Here is a 16,019-nt window from a genome sequence, read left to right on the forward strand (position 1 = left end):
TCCCCTGCTCCCCTGCTCCCCTGCTCCCCTGCTCCCCTCTTCCCAATTCCAAATCAACTCACTCGAACTTCAATAGGCAGTTCTAAGATATTGGCAACCGCAGAAATCAACTTATTGGGGTCAATTGGCTTAGATAAATGCTGCTGAAACCCAGCTTTTAGGGCTTTTAAGCGGTCTTCCTCTCGCGTGTATGCTGTTAAAGCGATCGCGGGGATGCGTCCACCTTTTTCTGGTTCTAAAGAGCGCAGTTTCCTAATCAGTGTATAACCATCTTGCTCTGACATACCGATGTCGCTAATCAGGATATCTGGTTTTGCTTGTTCAACTACTACTAGCGCTTCATCAACTGATGCTACCGCACTGGCAAAAGCCCCATACTCCTCAAACATAAAACTGAGAAAGTTACGGGTATCTGCTTCATCATCTACAACTAAAACTCTTAATCCAGCAAGGGGTGTCGATGCCACAGGGGAAGAAATTTCTCCTGTAGCTTCTCTACTCACCCTACTACCCTTATTGTCTTGTAGAAGTGGTAGTCTTACAGTAAAGGTTGCTCCTTGTCCAGTACCTAAACTTTCGGCAAAGATTGCACCTTTGTGCAGTTCCACTAGATGACGGACGATCGCTAATCCTAGTCCTAATCCATTGTGCGATCGCGTTGTGGTACTGTCTGCTTGGCGAAAACGCTCAAATACTTTGGGTAAAAACTCGGAACTGATACCAACGCCTGTATCGATAACTTCAATTTGGGCGTACTGAGATTCTAAATTTTGAATTTTGGATTGTATATTACTGCTTTCATCAGTGTTTGAAGAGGCTAAATTCCCATCAGATCCCAATCCAAAATCCTTCGACTGAGCGCTCACGCTGAAGTCTGAAATCGAAAATCCAAAATGCTTTGATAGCCTAACCTCTACCCTGCCACCTTTAGGGGTAAATTTTATTGCATTAGTTAGTAGGTTCCAGACAATTTGCTGTAAACGGGCTGGATCGCCATAGACCGATCCTATGGAAGTATCCAGCAGAGTATTTAATTGAATCTCTTTTGGTTCTGCTAGAGGACGCACTGCCTCTAAAGCTGCCTCCATCACCGAGATTAGATTGACTGCCGATACGTTTAACCGCAACTGACCGCGGATAATCCGGGATACATCCAAAATATCCTCAATTAGTTGCATCTGAGATATGGCGTTGCGTTCGATCGCTTCCAAGGCGCGAGAAGTGGCTTTTTCGTCAAGTTTCTTGGTGCGGAGGATTTTTGACCAGCCTAGCATTGAGGTTAGAGGCGTGCGCAGTTCGTGGGAGAGAACTGCTAGAAACTCATCTTTCATCCGATTCGCAGCTTCTGCTTCGTGTCTTGCCGTTTGTTCGCGAATCACTTGAGCGCGGACTTCTTCTGCTTGCTTGCGTTCGGTAATGTCTTCAAGAGTGCCTACATAACCCAACAAGTCTCCTTGACTGGAAAGCATCGGTGATGAGCGGACTTGAACCCAACGAATATTACCGTGAGCAGCTTGAAAGCGAAATTCTTCTGAGTATTCCCGACCTTCACAAATGTAAGCAGACCAACTAGCGATCGCTCGTTCTCTATCTTCTGGATGAACAGATTCCAGCCATCTCTTCTCTAAACTCTCTGCCGCTTTCAGACCACAAATTATCTGATATCGGGGATTAGTATATTTACAGTTACCTTCAGTATCAGTTTCAAAAATGCCAACGGGTGAGCAGGTACTTAGCGATCGGAATCGTTCTTCACTTTGCCTGAGTTCGGTATTCACAGCTACCAGTTGCGCTGTTTGTTGCTTGATGGCTTCTGTTTTCTTAAACAGTTCTACGAATACTGTGACTTTAGAGGTCAAAATATTGGGGTCTAGTGGTTTGAGCAGATAATCAACAGCACCCAAGGCATAGCCTTTAAACAGCATTTGGTCGCTGGTGCTAAAGGCGGTAAGAAAGATAATTGGAGTGTGACGCGATCGCCCTCGATTGCGAATTAAGGTAGCAGTTTCAAAACCGTCCATCCCTGGCATTTGCACATCCAGCAAAATCACTGCAAAGTCTTGATGCAGCAGACACCTCAAAGCTTCTTCCCCGGAAGTAGCTCTCACGAGATTCTCCCCTAGTTTTTCTAGGATTGCTTCTAGTGCCAGCAAATTTTCTAGTTTATCATCTACTAGGAGGATGTTGACTTTGGATTCCATCTGCATCGGTTTATTTCGGTGATGATTGACAAAGCTTGACCATCTGGGAAGCAATGTTTGAGAGTGTCAAAATCCAGTCTACTTCAATAGCAGAAATTGCTGCCTCTGGCATAATGTCGCTTTCAGCTGTGGCAGGTTCTTGTACAATAGTAATTCCTCCCCGCGCTTTTATTTTCTTAAGACCTTGCATACCATCTTGGTTTGCTCCTGTCAATATTACACCAATAACTTCTTCTGTGTAGACATCAGCTGCCGACTCAAACAGCACATCAATAGATGGTCTTGCATAAGAAACAGGCTCATCAGTCGAAAGAGCAAAGTGACCTGGTTCAACCAGTAAATGATAATCTGCTGGGGCGATGTAGATATATCCCGGTAGTATTTCGTCCTTGTCTTCCACTTCGCGAATTTTCAACAAAGTGGATTCTTGTAATAAATTCTGGAGTGTGTTGCTAGATTCTTTATGACGGTGTTGTACGATCGCGATCGGTACAGGGAAGTCCGCTGGTAAATTACCCAAGACGATTTTCAGTGCTGATAATCCGCCTAAAGAAGTACCAATTACCACAATTTTAAACGACACTTATTTCGCCCTCACACCTACAGAATGCGAATTAGGTAAATAGCAAAGAGTATTTCATACTGAATCAGTCAGTGTTTTCTTGCTTCTTTGCTCTTCCCAGTAACCCATGCTTAGGTGCAAAAATCATTGCTACGATAAACAACAAGGTTTGCAACACAACTATGCAACCCCCCGTTGCACCATCGATATGATAGCTGATGTAAGTCCCCATGACACTAGAAAATACGCCCGATGCCATTGCAATTAGTATCATGTGGTCGAAACGGTCTGTTAATAAATAAGCTGTTGCTCCCGGAGTAACCAACATCGCTACAACCAGAATAATTCCCACTGTCTGGAGTCCGGCGACAGCAGTTAGCGAGAGTAATGATAGTAAAATATAGTGTAGCGCTGCTGTATTTAAACCGATAGAACGTGCATGAGTGGGGTCAAAACAAAATAATAGTAAGTCTTTGCGTAAAACAGCTATTGTTACTAAAGTAATTACGCTAATAATCACTGTTTGGATAATGTCTTCATTAGAAATACCCAAGACATTCCCAAACAAAATGTGCGTCAAGTCCACGCTGCTGGGAGTTTTGGAAACTAGTACCAAACCCAGAGCAAAAAATCCTGTAAATACAAGTCCAATGACAGTATCTTCTTTAATTCTCGTTTTCGCTTTGATATAACCGATCGCAATAACTGAACCCACTCCAAAGACGAAAGCGCCTACAGCAAAAGGGATATTTAAAACGTAAGCAATTACAACCCCAGGCATTACTGCATGGGAGACAGCATCTCCCATTAATGCCCAACCTTTGAGGGTCATAAAACAAGATAAAACAGAACAAACCACCCCAACTAAGGCACTTACACAAATTGCCTTCACCATGAATTCATGCTGTAGGGGTGTAGTGAACCAGTCTAAGAATGCAAGAGTATTCATATTTGTATAACTTTAATCCAAGCAATATTAACTAAAAATTCTCAATCAATCAGATTCACCTTGATTTCCACGGATTATCTGACTTTTGTTGAGAGATAAATCTCCAAGAGAACCACCAAAAGTCCGTGAGAGATTCTCTTCTGTGAAAACTTCGGATGTATCACCATAAGCTAAAATAGTACGATTAATGAGTACTACTTGGTCGCAGAAAGTAGTGATAGACGCTAAGTCATGAGTAGAAATCAAAATTGTATGACCTTCTTCTCGCAATTCCAGCAATAAGTCAATCATCGCTTTTTCTGTTTTGATATCTACCCCGGTGAAAGGTTCATCTAATAGTAAAACTGTTCCCTGTTGTGCCAAAGCACGGGCGAGAAAGGCACGTTTTTTCTGTCCGCCAGAGAGTTCTCCAATTTGGCGATCGCGCATCGACCACATTTGCATCCTTTCCAAACTCTCCCTCACCACTCTTCGATCGTTCGCCGACGGAATTCGCAGTATATTCATGTATCCGTAGCGCCCCATCATTACCACATCATGGACACTTACTGGAAAATTCCAGTCCACCTCTTCTGACTGTGGTACATAAGCAACCAAGCTTTTTTTCTGTACAGTTTTTATCGGTAAACCATTAATCAAAACCCTTCCTGTAACTGGCTTCAAAAAACCCATAATTGCCTTAAATAGGGTTGATTTACCACTACCATTCATCCCTACTAAACCACTAATTGAACCTGCTTGAATTTGCAAAGAAGCACCATGTAAAGCAACTTTGCCGTGGTAAGCAACTGTCAAATTTTCGACATCAATACTAATAGATTTCACAAAAAATAACCTCTAAAATTAATCAGTAGTTTGTAATGAGCGGCTTTAGCTCTCTTTGCAAACACGTAACGTTTTCCAGAGAACAAAGCAAGACTAAAGCCCTTAATACCAGCTTATTTTCAATAGTTAGATTTATTCTTGCATACTTGCTCACTTTTCCTCTAATCCCTGAGTTAGAGTATTAATATTACCTTCTAGCAACTTGAGATAAGTTGGTGCTGGCCCGTTTGCTGGAGATAGAGAATCAACATAAAACACTCCACCAAACCTTGCTCCTGATTCTCTCGCTACCTGACGTTGCGCTCCATCGTTAACTGTACTTTCACAGAAAACTACAGGTATTTTATTTTTTTTAACTATATCAATGACTTTTTCTAGCTGTTTGGGAGTAGCTTGTTGTTCAGAGTTAACCGCCCAGAGATAAGCTTCTTTCAAGCCATAATCGCGGGTGACGTATGAGAAAGCGCCTTCACAGCTTACCATGTAACGCTTGTCTGCTGGAACTACTGACACGGCTTTTCGCAGTTTCTCATCAACTTCCTTAATCTTTTGGCTGTATGCTTTGGCATTGGTGTTATAAGTCTCTGCATTCGCTGAGTCCAAATTAACCAATGCCTTACGAATATTCTCTACGTAAATCAAGGCGTTTTCTGGTGACATCCAAGCATGGGGATTAGGTTTCCCTTTGTAGGCATCCTCAGCAATTTCGACAGGCTTAATTCCCTCACTTAGGGTAACGTGAGGGACATTAGGAACGCTGTTATACAATTTCTGTGCCCAACGCTCTAAATTCAGACCATTATTCAAAATTAGGTCTGCTTTTTGCGCCCTCACCAAATCGCTAGGAGTTGGTTCATAACCATGAATTTCTGCCCCCGGTTTGGTCAAAGATTCAACAATCGCCTTGTCTCCTGCGACGTTTTGCGCCATATCTGCAATGACTGTAAAGGTGGTAAGAACTACTTTTTTACCTTTTTTATCTAGGTTGGTGTTAGTTGTGCCTGGGTTTGGACTTAACTGTGGTTGAGAATTGGAGATTGACGGACTACACCCACTCAAACATAGCCACAATAGCAGCCCAGACGCTAAAGCCAATTTTTGCCCGTGCTGCGGTAGTTGCATCTGGTTATTGACATTAAATCTCATTATAGCAATTTCATAATCTTCTCACTTTTGTTTCACTTTAGCAGAAGTAAGAGAAAAATGAAAGAATTATGAAAATAATATTAGAGTAAAAAAGCGAACCTGTTGCAATAAAGTGTATTTCTGAGTTCTGGCTTAACCATGATTCCTTACTTTTATCTTTTTAAAGGTTTTTTTGAGTGATTCAAATATTTTTGTTATTTACATCACAAACACATATTTTACTATTGTGAAATACCTTACAGACAAATATAATATTTCCACGTTTTTATATTTTATAAATTGCAAAAATAAATACATTGTAAAAATATTTTTTTGTTAAAACACTAACTTTTAAAAGTTTAATATTTATTGTTTTGACAATTCATAAAAATTTACTTAAGCTAAAGGATAGGTTAAGCAAATCAACAAACGACAGCGATTTGATTTAGCTACATCAAAAATTGCTGTTGCAGACTATTGGCATAAGGAAATGAATCAAAACAAAAATTATTCCATGTAGGCAATTTAATCAAATTTGGCTACAAAAAGCTAAGACATGATTAAGCGTATTGTACCGCGCAGATATTGAACAGAATCCGATCGATTATGAATGGATACTTGTGGTGAAGTTAGTGAGTGTCCATCAATTATTGAAGCTTGACTAGCGATTTGAGATTTTTGATTAGGGTCTTCTAGTTTATATCTCGTCTGGGACGGAATAAATCTAAAAGACGCTCGCTAAGACTGCGCGATCGCCAATCCAAAATCCAAAATCCAAAATCCAAAATTTATTGACCAAAGTGCGGTAGATATGTCCAGGAGAAGACGATGCTTGAATATTTGACATCTTTGAACGACCACAATTTGCCCTATCCAGATACGATTCATCCCATCGTTGTCCACTTCGTAATTGCGATGGTGTTGTTTTCCTTCTTCTGCGATGTAATCGGCTATTTTACTGGTAAATCCGGTCTTTTTGAGGTGAGTTGGTGGAATATGTTAGTTGCCACGATCGCCATCTTCGTCGCGATCATTTTTGGTCAGTTTGAAGCGGGATTAGCACAGCCTTACAGTTTAGCGAAATCGGTGCTGAATTTGCATACGCTAATTGGTTGGTCGCTTTCAGGAATTATCACAGCGATTACAGCTTGGCGCTATGTAATTCGTGCCCGCAATCCGCAAAAAGTATCGATTTATTATTTGGGAGCCGGACTAATTTTAACCTTAATAGTTGGCTTGCAGGTATATCTCGGAGATGAACTTGTTTGGGTGTATGGATTGCATACCGTGCCAGTTGTGGAAGCAGTAAAGGATGGTGTGTTGCGATGAACTCAGAATTAATTGACCAATTGAACGGCTCTTTAGGTGCAAACGGATTACCTTACACAATTCCCATCCATCCCAACTTAGTCCATCTGACAATAGGTTTGTTCATCATTGCGATGACCTTTGATATTGTTGGTGTTTTGTTCCCCTTTGAAAAATGGGTCTTCAAATTTTTGGCAATTACTGTCGAACGTGACAACTTATTTACTGTTGGCTGGTACAACATGTTAGCTGCCAGCATCATCACATTTTTCACAGTGGGAGCAGGCTTTTACGAAATGCTGTTGGCAACACCACCAGCAGATATAAAGAGTGCCTGGGGATTGCAGGCAATGGAAACTATGCTTTGGCATGGTGTGGGTGGTGTGTTCTTATTAGCACTGATTGTTAGCATGACCGTCTGGAGAGCATGGCAGCGCTTCGTTTGGGGCAAACAAGAATATAAACAGACAGATAGAGAAGTGCAATGGATCTATCTGTTCGCAGGCATTGCAATCATGTTCGTTATGTACATCCACGGCACACTAGGAGCGCAACTAGCCGCCGAGTTTGGCGTACACAATACAGCAGATAATTTGCTGCGATTAGGCCAAGACCTCAACACAACACTCAAGTAAGTCATTTGTCATTTGTCCTTTGTCCTACCCTGCGGGAAGCCGCAGAAGCGTCTATGTCATTTGTTTAAAGTTACTAACGATCGACCAATGACCAATAACTAATGACCAATAACCAATGACCAATAACCAATGATGAAAATCCAGAAGATTTTAAATATTTTGACGCTGCTTACAGGCGCGATCGCAGTGACTGTTACGAGTCTCTGGATCGGCAAGCAGGCTTACTCCTGGCTTCCTCCGCAAGCAGCAGCCGAATCCCTACTCATTGATGATTTGATTAGCTTCTTAGTAACCCTCGGTGCCTTCATCTTCTTGGGAGTAACAAGTACTCTGATGTATTCTGTAATCTTCCATCGGGTAGTCAAAGATGACTTCACTGACGGCCCTGCGATTGAAGGTAATATCACCCTAGAAATTGTCTGGACAGCAATTCCAATTCTTTTGGTATTTTGGATTGCAGGCTACAGCTACCAAGTTTACGAACAAATGGGGATTCAAGGCCCATCTGAACTAGTTCATCTCCATAATCCCCTGGCAATGGAATCAGCTTATGCAGGATCAGCTAACGCTTTAGCAGAACCTGTTGAGAAAATCGATGTCCTAGCTAAACAGTGGGCGTGGGTTTTTCATTACCCAGAGAGAGATGTTACTAGTACAGAATTGCATTTACCAAACGATCGCCGGATACGTTTAGCACTGAAATCACAAGACGTTCTCCACGGCTTCTATATTCCTGCGTTCCGCCTCAAGCAGGATATTATTCCTAACCACGCGATCGACTTTGAATTTACTCCCATCCGCCCCGGACAATACCGATTAACCGATTCCCAATATAGCGGCACATACTTTGCGACGATGCAGGCAAATGTAGTCGTCGAATCTCCTGAAGATTATCAGCATTGGCTGGCACAAGCTGCAACCCAAAAGCCATCCCTAGCAAATAATCAGGCAGCTTCTGAGTATGCCCAAACATCCAATCAATCAGTCCAAACTGGTTGGGTTACAGTTCCACCTGCTGCACCTCCTCTAGTCAATTCACCTGGTTGAAAGGAAAGTAATCATGACTAATGTTCCTATTGAAGGTATTCTTCTCCCTAATGAGAAGCATAACCACGAATCTCCAAGTAGCTGGAAAGAATACTTCAGCTTTAGTACCGACCACAAGGTGATTGGTATCCAGTATCTCGTTACCTCATTCTTCTTCTTTCTCGTCGGCGGTATCTTTGCGATGGTGATGCGGGGAGAACTGATGACACCCGAATCAGATTTAGTCGATCGCACCGTCTATAACGGGATGTTCACCATGCACGGCACTGTGATGCTGTTCTTGTGGACATTTCCCTCACTGGTTGGTTTTGCCAACTATCTAGTACCCCTGATGATTGGGGCGCGAGATATGGCATTTCCCCGCCTCAACGCCGTCGCCTTTTGGATGGTGCCAGTAGTTGGGATTTTGATGATGGGTAGCTTCTTCGTCCCTGGTGGCCCAGCCCAAGCCGGCTGGTGGTCTTACCCGCCAGTTAGTCTCCAGAATCCCACAGGTAACTTGATTAATGGTCAAGTTCTCTGGCTCTTAGCGGTGGCAATATCCGGCGTATCCTCAATTATGGGGGCAGTCAACTTTGTCACCACAATCGTGAAGATGCGGGCCCCAGGAATGGGCTTCTTTCGGATGCCCTTGTTTGTCTGGGGAGTATTTAGCGCCCAGATTATCCAACTATTCGGACTACCTGCGCTGACAGCAGGCGCAGTGATGCTGCTACTCGACCTCACAGTTGGCACGAGCTTTTTTGACCCCAGCAAGGGTGGGAATCCAGTTATGTTCCAGCATTACTTCTGGTTCTACTCCCACCCCGCCGTTTACGTGATCATTCTGCCCGTCTTTGCGATTTTCTCAGAAATCTTCCCAGTTTATTCACGTAAACCTTTATTTGGTTACAAAGTAGTTGCTATTTCATCCATCTTGATTGCAGGAGTAAGCGGCATTGTTTGGGTACACCATATGTACGTCAGTGGTACATCAGGCTGGATGCGGTTGATTTTCATGCTGACGACAATGTGTGTGTCTGTACCCACAGGAATTAAAGTATTTGCTTGGGTAGCAACTATTTGGGGCGGTAAACTGCGGCTAAATACCCCCATGTTATTTGCTCTGGGTGGATTAATCATGTTTGTGTTCGCCGGCATCACAGGCATCATGCTTTCTTCCGTGCCCGTTGATGTCCACGTTAACAATACTTACTTTGTAGTCGGACACTTCCACTACGTCCTCTACGGCACCGTGACGATGGGCTTATTTGCAGCCATCTATCACTGGTTCCCCAAAATGACTGGGCGGATGTACTCCGAAAGCTGGGGTAAAATCCACTTCTGGTTAGCCTTCATCGGCACCAACCTCAACTTTTTGCCTATGCACCCTTTAGGATTGCAAGGAATGTTACGCCGAGTTGCTTCCTACGCCCCAGAGTATCAATTCTGGAATATCATCGCTAGCCTCGGCGGATTTCTCTTAGGAATGTCTACCTTGCCCTTCATCTTCAACATGGTGATTTCTTGGATGCAAGGCGAGAAAGCACCCGCTAACCCTTGGAGAGCGATCGGACTAGAGTGGTTAGTATCTTCACCCCCCCCAGTAGAAAACTTTGAAGAAACTCCCATCATCATCTCCGAACCCTACGGCTACGGCAAATCAGAACCCTTAACAACCAACCTCCCAGAATAAATGCAAACTATCGGGAAGACGCAAAAACCCTCCGCGTACCTCTGCGCTTCCCTCCGCGTACCTTTGCGTTTCAAACTCCCCCTCTCAAAAACCAACATGGACAGCTATATCAATTCCCACGAATTGCCCCATACAAGCGCAGAACACAGCCACGACGAAGAAGGCAACAAAATGTTTGGCTTCATCGTCTTCCTCCTCTCAGAAAGCGTCATCTTCTTAAGTTTTTTCGCCGGATATGCCATCTACAAAACAACAACCCCTAACTGGCTACCAGCAGGTGTTTCTGGACTAGAAGTAAAAGAACCGGCAATTAATACAGTAATTCTTGTCGCTAGTAGCTTTGTAATTTACTTAGCAGAACGCGCCCTTCAACGCCATGACTTAGTAAAATTCCGCCTGTTTCTCTTAGCAACAATGGCAATGGGAACTTACTTTTTAGTTGGACAGGCGATTGAATGGAACGGCCTCGCCTTTGGTTTCACCTCCGGGGTATTTGGTGGAACCTTCTATCTACTTACAGGCTTCCACGGTTTGCACGTTTTCACTGGTATTCTGTTGCAGTTGATAATTTTGGTACGTTCTTTTCTATCTGGCAACTACGATACAGGTCACTTCGGCGTCAATGCAACTTCATTGTTTTGGCATTTCGTCGATGTTATCTGGATTATTTTGTTTGTCCTTATCTATGTTTGGCAGTAAAGATTGCTGGGAAGGAAAACCCAGATAAACTCTCTGGGTTGGTGTATGTGGCATTGTTAATTACTTTTATGCCCCATACACCATTCACTGTAATAACTATAATTTGGATCTTAGTTCAACCTTTCAAATTAACCTTCTCCTCAAATTTTGAGCCATCTTGATGAGATAAAAATTTTTGACTACTGTGATAACTTCTTCGCCATTGTTCGAGCTTATCTATAGATATTGATTTAGATGTAACATTCACACCATTTCCTCGCCAAGCAACTTCTGAATCTGTTGTGAAAACCCCGCACTCTAATTGGTCTAGCCTCATATTCCAATATTCGCTAAATCGACCTTTTAAAGTAATGACTTGCTCAAATACCTTGTTTCTATGCTTATTTCTCCTTTTTCGTTCTGTTGCTCCAGTTGCTTCTGTATCAATAAACTTAGTTTCAATTAAAAACAGACTACCTTTAAAGGTCAGGAAGACAAAATCACACTTTCCTAAATCTGTATAATCTGAAATTGGAGATTTTTCAAACAACAGCAATTCAGCGCACGAGGGAAACAATTCTTTAATATTTAGAAATAAATAAGCTTGCAATAGAAGTTCCTTATCATAAGGAAACAAGATTACTCCTTCAAAAAATTTTTGAATGTCATCGTGAGTTTGGGGTTGAATTTTTTTACAGTATGAAACAAATCTATGTAGCTCATTGACAATCATCAAGTTTTAACTCCTTCCCCCGGTCGCAGCCTTAAGGGTATTAGCATCAAAAGATACCATTCTCTCAAGGAAATTATCATCCGCATAAGTAACTAAAAAAACGATGAAAATCCTAGATACTTAAGGCAATTTACTGTTGACAGTTCAATAAAACGAATTTTTAAGTTGCTTTTTAGTATTGGTGGATTTTTCACAGATGGCCTCAGCTACCAGTCAGCGATTTTATATGAGCAGGAAAACTGGCATTTTGCAAAGCTTGAACAGTTATTCGAGAATCTTGTACGCAAAATTGCCAACCTAAGCGAACAAGTTTACGAGAAGTTTCAGTTTGAATAATTCCAATCACTGGCATTTTTGCCTTTTCTTTGTCTACTGAATGGTCTTGTAAAATCGTTTTCAAGCGATGTAAATCTTCCATATTACCTGCTTGCTGGGGATTTAATTCCACCATTACCATTTGTACTGTTTCCACTGGTTCTGCATCTTCAAGAATAAATTGAGTTTGCTCGTCACGTCGGTCTACTTTTCCCCAAATAATCAATCTAGTATCAACTTGGAGTAGGGAACTTATGCGTTCATAAGTTTTCGGAAAAACTACAGCTTCTAATTGTGTAGTTAGGTCTTCTACTTGCAAGATCGCCATCTGATCGCCTTTTTTAGTCACCACTTTTTTGACGTTATTTAACATCACAACTGCACAAAGCCGTGTATCTTCTCTTTGTTCTCCTAGTTGCGAAAGGTTAATTGGTGTCAAAAGTGGTGCTATTTGCCGTAAGGATTTCAGTGGATGATCTGATACATAAAAGCCTAATAATTCTTTCTCCATCTGCAACTTTTTCTGTGGGGGTAAATCTGTCACAGGTTTAGATTTGGGAGCAGTTTCAAAGGCATTATTTGCTCTTTGATTCTGAGTCGAAGAAAAGCCGTCGCCCAATAAATCAAATAGATTCCCTTGACCACTAGCTCTATCTTTCGCACGAGATTGTGCCCAATCATACACTAATTCTGAGTCGTTAATTAACTGTTGGCGGTTGGATTCAATTTTGTCAAAGGCTCCACAGTAAATCAGCGACTCCAGAGTTCGGCGATTAACAGCACGCAAATCCACGCGATCGCAAAAATCTGCAAGTGATTTAAACTCTCCTGTCTCATTTCTCGCTGACAAAATAGAAGCGATCGCATTTTGTCCCACGTTACGCACTGCCGAAAATCCAAACAGAATCTTGCCTGCCGTTGGCGTAAAATCAACACCAGAACGATTAATATCTGGTGGATCTATGGATATCCCCATATTTGTACAGTTAGTAATGTATCTCTGTACCTTATCGGTATCACCACTGTTAGCTGTTAACAGCGCCGCCATATATTCCAATGGGTAATTAGCTTTTAAATATGCTGTTTGATATGTTACATAACCATAGGCTGTCGAATGGGATTTATTGAAACAATTAGCAGCTATTAAGCCATTTTTTATTGTAAAATTATGGTCACGCTCCACCCCAATGTCATAAACATTTTGTTTGCCTAAATATTTACGTGTGGCTATTTTTATCATCCTACCTTACCTCGAAAAATTTTGTGGAGTTAAATAAAATTATGAAGTTTGTAGTATTAATAAGGTTGTAATACAAAATTATATCATTAGAAAACACTGCTATACTCTTACACAAAAGCAGCCAATATATATGAAAACTTTGGCAAACTATTCAAGAGATGGTTGATAGCCATGTATTTGCTGTTTTTAAAAACATATTAAACCCATTTCAATACATATTAATCCGCTTAGTCAGATGAATGGGGAATGGCAAGCAGAGGAGAATAAGCAATAGACCTCTTGGCATTTGTACCTTTTGCACTCTTGTAGGGAAAGGGGGAAAGGTTAAAGGGAAATGTTAATTCTATCCCTTTCCTGTTTACCCTTTACCCCTTTCCCTTTACCCAACTTCTGCAAGAAGTCTAATGCCCAATAACCAATACCCAATTTTGACCAATATGTACTAGAATCAATGACTTGAGTCACAAAGAGAGCAATCATGGCATCCATCCGCGAGTTGCACCAACAGCTAGTTAAAAAAGAACGTTCTGCCGTTGAAATTACCCAAGAAGCTTTAGAGCGCATTCAAGCGTTAGAGCCGAAATTGCACAGCTTTTTATGTGTCACGGCAAATCGGGCATTAGAGCAGGCGGGTGCTGTGGATGCAAAAATTGCCGCAGGAGAAGAAATTGGGCTGCTAGCAGGCATTCCTGTGGGTATCAAGGACAATATGTGTACCAAGGGGATTCCTACCACCTGCGCCTCTCGGATTTTGGAAAATTTTGTACCGCCTTATGAATCAACAGCGACGCAAAAATTGGCAGATGCTGGGGCTGTAATGGTAGGTAAAACCAACTTGGATGAGTTTGCAATGGGTAGTTCCACTGAAAACTCTGCTTATCAAGTCACGGCTAATCCTTGGGATTTGTCACGAGTTCCAGGTGGTTCTTCTGGGGGGTCGGCGGCGGCGGTGGCGGCTCAAGAATGTGTAGTTGCTCTCGGTTCTGATACTGGCGGTTCGATTCGCCAACCTGCGTCTTTCTGCGGTGTTGTGGGGATGAAACCAACTTATGGTTTGGTTTCCCGTTATGGCTTGGTAGCTTACGCTTCGTCTTTGGATCAAATTGGGCCATTTGGAAATACGGTAGAAGATGCGGCAATATTATTAGGTGCGATCGCAGGTTACGATCCCAAAGACTCTACCAGCCTGAAAGTTCCCATTCCCAACTATGCTGCGAGCTTAAAACCAAACTTCAAACCCAGAGGTCAGCTAAGAATTGGTATCATTAAAGAAACTTTTGGTGAAGGTTTAGACTCTGTTGTGGAACAAGCTGTTACCAAAGCAGTAGATCAACTACAAAGTTTGGGAGCCGAAATTCATATAATTTCCTGTCCCCGCTTTCGCTATGGCTTACCCACCTACTACATCATCGCCCCATCAGAAGCATCAGCAAACCTGGCTCGTTACGATGGCGTTAAATATGGGTATCGCGCTCCTGATGCAGATAATCTGTTATCAATGTATACTCGTACCCGTGCCGCTGGTTTTGGTACAGAAGTCAAACGCCGGATTATGATTGGCACTTACGCTCTTTCGGCTGGCTATTATGACGCTTACTATCTGAAAGCGCAAAAAGTCCGTACTTTGATTAAGCAAGACTTTGAAAAGGCTTTTGGCGCGGTTGATGTGTTAGTTTGTCCCACATCTCCCACTACAGCATTTAAAGCAGGGGAAAAAACTACTGACCCCTTGAGTATGTATTTAAATGACTTGATGACTATTCCTGTAAATCTTGCTGGTTTACCCAGTTTGAGTTTGCCATGTGGTTTTGACGACCAAGGGCTACCGATAGGATTACAGCTAATTGGCAATGTGCTGCGAGAAGACCAACTGTTTCAGGTAGCTTACGCTTATGAACAATCTACCGCTTGGCATCTGCGTAAACCTCAAATATCTTGAAAATTGTCATTTGTCGCTTGTACTGAGTTTCGACTGCGCTCAACTACCGCGTAGTCTTTGGCGCAGCCTCTCGTAGAGAAGTATTGGTCATTTGTCATTGGTTATTAATTCTTTTTTTTGACTCGGTACAGACGCGATTAATCGCGTCTTTCCGCTCCCTCTATGTTTTTGGTCATTTGTTAGTCTGATTACTGACTATTGACTGTTGATTATTATTTTCTGAAGTCAGGGATTCAGCTGTCAGTTGTGGATTTAGTATATGAAGAAGACCAGCAGATGCACCAACCAATAATAAAATATAGGTCAGAACAAGAGGTATGTATGTATTTTGTTTATTGTCTGAGTGGTGAGCATTTTTAGAATCTTTACAGACAACATTGGTTATAAGGCTGTACGATAAAGCATTTCCATCTAGCCCTAAAGCATCTCCATAACGACGGATGAATCCTTGGAGAAAAATCGGCTCAGGCAATTCTTCAAATCGATCTTCTTCTAACGCTTGCAAAATACCTACTCGAAGCATTGTCTGAGAGGCTATTTCTTCTATGCGGATAGATTTTTCTTGTCTTACTTGTCGCAAGCGTGTGGTTATTTCCTTTAGTTGCTCTACTTGAGCTTCATTTAAGAGCGTCACAGTCTTCTCCTGTATGGGCTAATTCTACTATTCATTGAGAAGACTTCGATCCGCATACGTAATTTTACTGAATATTTGATTTTCGGATAAATTTTTTTGATAATGGCTTAATCCTGGATTTTAAAATGCTAGTCGAACTTTGACTACGTATAC

General features: G+C 42.0%; 14 protein-coding genes. 6 read left to right on the forward strand and 8 right to left on the reverse strand.

The window, feature by feature from the left end; genetic code table 11:
- Positions 1 to 53: 53 nt before the first annotated feature.
- From ACR5KR_RS00730 to ACR5KR_RS00750, 5 genes are all read right to left on the reverse strand, one after another.
- Complete coding sequence (locus ACR5KR_RS00730; protein WP_445628201.1) at positions 54 to 2,207, reverse strand: hybrid sensor histidine kinase/response regulator; 2,154 nt, start codon at positions 2,205 to 2,207, stop codon at positions 54 to 56.
- Positions 2,208 to 2,211: 4 nt separating this feature from the next.
- Positions 2,212 to 2,784, reverse strand: a complete 573-nt coding sequence (locus ACR5KR_RS00735) for a chemotaxis protein CheB (protein WP_445628200.1) — start codon at positions 2,782 to 2,784, stop codon at positions 2,212 to 2,214.
- Positions 2,785 to 2,848: 64 nt separating this feature from the next.
- Positions 2,849 to 3,712, reverse strand: coding sequence for a metal ABC transporter permease (locus ACR5KR_RS00740; RefSeq protein WP_448265083.1), 864 nt, complete (start codon positions 3,710 to 3,712; stop codon positions 2,849 to 2,851).
- A 45-nt stretch (positions 3,713 to 3,757) separates the two neighbouring features.
- The gene (locus tag ACR5KR_RS00745; RefSeq protein WP_445628198.1) at positions 3,758 to 4,537 is read right to left on the reverse strand and encodes a metal ABC transporter ATP-binding protein; all 780 of its coding nucleotides are present in this window, start codon (positions 4,535 to 4,537) and stop codon (positions 3,758 to 3,760) included.
- Positions 4,538 to 4,687: 150 nt separating this feature from the next.
- Positions 4,688 to 5,683 (reverse strand): metal ABC transporter substrate-binding protein, encoded by a 996-nt coding sequence (locus ACR5KR_RS00750; protein WP_445628197.1) that lies wholly within the window; start codon positions 5,681 to 5,683, stop codon positions 4,688 to 4,690.
- A gap of 807 nt (positions 5,684 to 6,490) precedes the next feature.
- On the opposite strand from ACR5KR_RS00750, the gene ACR5KR_RS00755 reads away from it, so the two are divergent.
- From ACR5KR_RS00755 to ACR5KR_RS00775, 5 genes are all read left to right on the forward strand, one after another.
- A complete protein-coding gene (locus ACR5KR_RS00755) occupies positions 6,491 to 6,991 on the forward strand; it encodes a DUF2231 domain-containing protein (protein WP_322681949.1) in 501 nt (166 codons plus the stop codon).
- Complete coding sequence (locus ACR5KR_RS00760) at positions 6,988 to 7,605, forward strand: DUF2231 domain-containing protein (protein WP_445628196.1); 618 nt, start codon at positions 6,988 to 6,990, stop codon at positions 7,603 to 7,605. The genes ACR5KR_RS00755 and ACR5KR_RS00760 overlap by 4 nt, the downstream gene beginning before the upstream one ends.
- A gap of 132 nt (positions 7,606 to 7,737) precedes the next feature.
- The gene (locus ACR5KR_RS00765) at positions 7,738 to 8,652 is read left to right on the forward strand and encodes a cytochrome c oxidase subunit II (protein ID WP_448270038.1); all 915 of its coding nucleotides are present in this window, start codon (positions 7,738 to 7,740) and stop codon (positions 8,650 to 8,652) included.
- Positions 8,653 to 8,665: 13 nt separating this feature from the next.
- Positions 8,666 to 10,327, forward strand: a complete 1,662-nt coding sequence (ctaD, locus tag ACR5KR_RS00770) for a cytochrome c oxidase subunit I (RefSeq protein ID WP_448265084.1) — start codon at positions 8,666 to 8,668, stop codon at positions 10,325 to 10,327.
- A 96-nt stretch (positions 10,328 to 10,423) separates the two neighbouring features.
- Positions 10,424 to 11,026, forward strand: coding sequence for a cytochrome c oxidase subunit 3 (locus ACR5KR_RS00775; protein ID WP_448265085.1), 603 nt, complete (start codon positions 10,424 to 10,426; stop codon positions 11,024 to 11,026).
- Between the two features lie 115 nt (positions 11,027 to 11,141).
- Here ACR5KR_RS00775 and ACR5KR_RS00780 read toward each other — a convergent pair whose 3' ends face one another.
- Together ACR5KR_RS00780 and ACR5KR_RS00785 are read right to left on the reverse strand one after the other, a co-directional pair.
- A complete protein-coding gene (locus ACR5KR_RS00780; RefSeq protein WP_445628193.1) occupies positions 11,142 to 11,738 on the reverse strand; it encodes a hypothetical protein in 597 nt (198 codons plus the stop codon).
- Between the two features lie 202 nt (positions 11,739 to 11,940).
- Entirely contained in the window at positions 11,941 to 13,293 is a 1,353-nt protein-coding gene (locus ACR5KR_RS00785; protein WP_448265086.1) for a helix-hairpin-helix domain-containing protein, read from the reverse strand.
- A 478-nt stretch (positions 13,294 to 13,771) separates the two neighbouring features.
- Here ACR5KR_RS00785 and gatA point away from each other — a divergent pair, with 478 nt between their 5' ends.
- Positions 13,772 to 15,232: an Asp-tRNA(Asn)/Glu-tRNA(Gln) amidotransferase subunit GatA gene (gatA, locus tag ACR5KR_RS00790; protein WP_448265087.1), complete on the forward strand. Its 1,461-nt coding sequence runs from the start codon at positions 13,772 to 13,774 to the stop codon at positions 15,230 to 15,232.
- 172 nt (positions 15,233 to 15,404) lie between these two features.
- Here the strand turns inward: gatA and ACR5KR_RS00795 are convergent, their stop codons facing one another.
- Positions 15,405 to 15,866 (reverse strand): helix-turn-helix domain-containing protein, encoded by a 462-nt coding sequence (locus ACR5KR_RS00795; RefSeq protein ID WP_448265088.1) that lies wholly within the window; start codon positions 15,864 to 15,866, stop codon positions 15,405 to 15,407.
- Between the last annotated feature and the right edge of the window lie 153 nt (positions 15,867 to 16,019).

The sequence above is a fragment of the Nostoc sp. DSM 114159 genome (genome assembly GCF_053470285.1).

Bases quoted from the DNA above. Each gene is read 5' to 3' on its own strand.
- ACR5KR_RS00785 (WP_448265086.1), bottom strand. From the start codon at position 13,293: ATGATAAAAATAGCCACACGTAAATATTTAGGCAAACAAAATGTTTAT.
- ACR5KR_RS00780 (WP_445628193.1), bottom strand. From the start codon at position 11,738: ATGATTGTCAATGAGCTACATAGATTTGTTTCATACTGTAAAAAAATT.
- gatA (WP_448265087.1), top strand. From the start codon at position 13,772: ATGGCATCCATCCGCGAGTTGCACCAACAGCTAGTTAAAAAAGAACGT.
- ctaD (WP_448265084.1), top strand. From the start codon at position 8,666: ATGACTAATGTTCCTATTGAAGGTATTCTTCTCCCTAATGAGAAGCAT.
- ACR5KR_RS00760 (WP_445628196.1), top strand. From the start codon at position 6,988: ATGAACTCAGAATTAATTGACCAATTGAACGGCTCTTTAGGTGCAAAC.
- ACR5KR_RS00775 (WP_448265085.1), top strand. From the start codon at position 10,424: ATGGACAGCTATATCAATTCCCACGAATTGCCCCATACAAGCGCAGAA.
- ACR5KR_RS00740 (WP_448265083.1), bottom strand. From the start codon at position 3,712: ATGAATACTCTTGCATTCTTAGACTGGTTCACTACACCCCTACAGCAT.
- ACR5KR_RS00750 (WP_445628197.1), bottom strand. From the start codon at position 5,683: ATGAGATTTAATGTCAATAACCAGATGCAACTACCGCAGCACGGGCAA.
- ACR5KR_RS00730 (WP_445628201.1), bottom strand. From the start codon at position 2,207: ATGCAGATGGAATCCAAAGTCAACATCCTCCTAGTAGATGATAAACTA.
- ACR5KR_RS00765 (WP_448270038.1), top strand. From the start codon at position 7,738: ATGAAAATCCAGAAGATTTTAAATATTTTGACGCTGCTTACAGGCGCG.
- ACR5KR_RS00755 (WP_322681949.1), top strand. From the start codon at position 6,491: ATGCTTGAATATTTGACATCTTTGAACGACCACAATTTGCCCTATCCA.